The organism is Kitasatospora sp. NPDC091257 (assembly GCF_044757675.1).
GTDB lineage: Bacteria > Actinomycetota > Actinomycetes > Streptomycetales > Streptomycetaceae > Kitasatospora > Kitasatospora lactacystinica.
The window spans coordinates 1-3,426 of record NZ_JBIVVI010001003.1 but is presented as its reverse complement, the minus strand read 5'-3'; the positions used below and the strand labels follow the sequence as shown (position 1 = coordinate 3,426).

Here is a 3,426-nt window from a genome sequence, read left to right as displayed (position 1 = left end):
GCTGGATTCCGGGCTGCGTCCGGTCCCGGTGGGTGCGGCGGGTGAGCTGTACATCGCGGGTGTTCAGCTGGCGCGCGGCTACCTGGGCCGTCCGGGGCTGACGGCGGAGCGGTTCGTGGCCTGCCCGTTCGGTTCGGCCGGGGAGCGGATGTACCGCACCGGCGACCTGGCGCGGTGGCGCGCCGACGGGGCGCTGGAGTACCTGGGCCGGACCGACGACCAGGTGAAGGTGCGCGGTTACCGCATCGAGCTGGGCGAGATCGAGTCCGCGCTGCTCGGCCGGCCCGGCATCGCGCAGGGTGTGGTGATCGTCCGCGAGGACGTTTCGGGCGACAAGCGGCTGACGGCCTACGTCGTCCCGGTCACCGGTGCCGAGGTGGACACGGCCGAGGTCAGGACGGCCCTGGCCGCCGTCCTGCCCGACTACATGGTTCCCTCCGCCGTCATCGCCCTGGACGCTCTGCCACTGACCGTCAACGGCAAGCTCGACCGCCGCGCCCTCCCGGCCCCCGACCGCACGGCGGAGCTGGAGGCCTCCTACCGCGCCCCCCGGACGCCCGAGGAGACCCTCCTGTGCGAGGCGTTCGCCGAGGTCCTCGGTCTGGAGCGGGTCGGCATCGACGACAACTTCTTCGAACTCGGCGGGCACTCGCTGCTGGCCACCCGGCTGGTCAGCCGGATCCGTTCCGCCCTGGAGGTCGAACTGCCTCTCAGGGCGATCTTCGAGAGCCCCACCGTGGCGGGCCTCTCGTCCCACATCAACCGTCCCAAGCGCACCAGGCCCGCCCTGCGTCGTCGCACCAGGCAGGAGGAGATCTGATGATCCCGTTGTCCTACGCTCAGCAGCGGCTGTGGTTCCTCGGGCAGTTGGAGGGGCCGAGCGACACGTACAACATTTCGCTCCCCCTGCGCCTGCGGGGAGCCCTGGACCGTGAGGCCCTGCGGGACGCCCTGAGGGACGTGGTGGAGCGCCACGAGGTCCTCCGCACCGTCTTCCCGGCCAAGGACGGCAAGCCGTACCAGAAGGTCCTGGCCGCCGAGTCGGCCCGGATCGATCTGCCGGTGACCGAGGTGGACACGGCGGACCTGCCGGCGGCGCTGGCCGAGGCCGCCCGGCACACCTTCGACCTGGAGCACGACATCCCGTTCCGGGCCTCGCTGTTCGCCACCGCGCCGGACGACCACGCGCTGATCGTCGTGATGCACCACATCGCGAGCGACGGATGGTCGAGGGGCCCGCTCGCACGGGACCTCTCCGTCGCCTACGCGGCGCGCCGGGGCGGGCGGGCGCCCGAGTGGGAGCAACTGGAGGTCCAGTACGCCGACTACACCTTCTGGCAGCAGGACGTGCTCGGCGCCGACGAGGATCCGGAGAGCCTCCTCAACGAGCAGCTGGCGCACTGGCGCCAGGCGCTCGCGGGCATGCCGCACGAGCTGGAGCTCCCGGTCGACCGGCCGCGTCCCACCCGCGCCTCGCACGTGGGCGGCGTGGTCGACCTGACCGTGCCCGCCGGGCTCCACGAGCGACTGGTGCGGACCGCCAAGGCCGAGGGCGCCACCGTCTTCATGGCGGCGCAGGCGGGCCTCGCCGTCCTGCTGTCGCGGCTCGGGGCCGGGAACGACATCCCGATCGGCGTGCCGATCGCCGGGCGCCTGGACGAGGCCCTGCACGACCTGGTCGGCCTGTTCGTCAACACGCTGGTGCTCCGGGCGCGGGTCGCCGACGAGGCCACCTTCCGGGACCTGCTCCGGCAGGTCCGGGAGACGTCGCTGGAGGCGTTCTCCCACCAGGACCTGCCGTTCGAGCGCCTGGTGGAGGACCTGGCGCCGGCCCGCTCGATGTCCCGCCACCCGCTGTTCCAGGTGACCCTGAGCGTCCAGAACAACGCGGACGCGGAGCTGCGGCTGCCCGGACTGGAGGTCGAGCCGCTGAGCGGCGACCAGCGTCCGGCCAAGTTCGACCTCGACGTCCAGCTCGCCGAGCGCTTCGACGCCCAGGGCCGGCCCGCCGGTCTGGCCGGCAGCATCACCTACGCCGCCGACCTGTTCGACGCGGCGACCGTCGAGGCGATGGCGGAGCGGTTCGTCCAGGTCCTCGACTCGGCGCTCTCGGACCCCGACCGGCCGCTCGGCCTGCTGGAGGTGACGAGCCCGGCCGAGCGCCACCGCCTGCTGGACGCGTGGCACACCCCCGCGCGCGGCACCCGGCCGGCGGCGACCCTGCCGGCGCTCTTCGCGGCGCAGGTCGAACGGACGCCCGACGCCGTCGCCGCGGTCCTCGGCGACGCCCGGCTCACGTACGCGGAACTCGCCGAGCGCTCGGACGCGCTGGCCGCCCTGCTGGTCCGGCACGGCGTCGGGCCCGAGACCTCCGTCGCGGTCTGCCTCGAACGCTCGCTCGACCTGGTCGTGGCCCTGCTCGCCGTGCTGAAGGCCGGCGGCGCCTACCTGCCGGTCGACCCGGCCTCGCCGTCGGACCGCATCAGCTTCGTGTTCGCGGACTGCGCCCCCGCCCTGGTGATCACCTCCACCGCGTCGGCGGGAGCGGTCGCGCACGAGGAGGCCGTCCGCCGGGTGGTCCTGGACGACCCGGAGACCCTCGCGCGGCTGTCCGCCGGCAAGGGCGACGTGCCGCTGCCGGCCGAGGTCCCCGGCGCGCTGTCCCCGGCGAACACCGCGTACATCATCTACACCTCGGGCTCGACGGGCCGCCCCAAGGGTGTCGTCGTCCCGCACGGGAACGTGGTGCGCCTGCTCGACGAGACGCAGCCGTGGTTCGAGTTCGGCGCCGACGACGTGTGGACCTGGTTCCACTCCTTCGCCTTCGACTTCTCGGTGTGGGAGCTGTGGGGCCCGCTGCTCCACGGCGGCCGCCTGGTCGTCGTGCCGGTCGAGGTGTCCAGGTCGCCGGTCGAGTTCCTGCGCCTGCTGGCGGGCGAGGGCGTGACCGTCCTCAACCAGACGCCGTCCGCGTTCTACCAGCTGGCCCAGGCCGAGGCCCAGCACCCGGACCTCGGGTCCGAACTGCGGCTGCGCACGGTCGTGTTCGGCGGCGAGGCGCTCGACACCGGCCGCCTGCGCGAGTGGTACGCGCGGCACCGTGACGACGCCCCGCGACTCGTCAACATGTACGGCATCACCGAGACCACCGTGCACGTGAGCCACCTCCGGCTCGACCGGTCGACGGCCGTCGAGGGCTCCCTGGGCAGCCCGATCGGCGAGGGCATCCCCGGACTGCGCGTCTACGTGCTGGACGCCGGACTGCGGCCGGCGCCGGTCGGCGTGCCGGGCGAGATGTACGTCGCGGGCGACCAGCTGGCGCGTGGGTACCTGAACCGTCCGGGTCTGACGGCGGAGCGCTTCGTGGCCTGCCCGTTCGGCGGTGCGGGGGATGGGCCCCTCCTGCCCGGTGGCGGGCAAGGAGGG

General features: G+C 73.6%; 2 protein-coding genes. Both read left to right on the top strand.

Features of this window, described 5'->3' with window-relative positions:
- Positions 1 to 820, top strand: an 820-nt coding sequence (locus tag ACIQOV_RS33415) for a phosphopantetheine-binding protein (protein WP_401054510.1), incomplete at its 5' end; no start/stop codon positions are given.
- Positions 820 to 3,426: amino acid adenylation domain-containing protein (locus ACIQOV_RS33410; RefSeq protein WP_401054509.1), on the top strand; the 2,607-nt coding region annotated here is incomplete at its 3' end. The genes ACIQOV_RS33415 and ACIQOV_RS33410, both read left to right, overlap by 1 nt.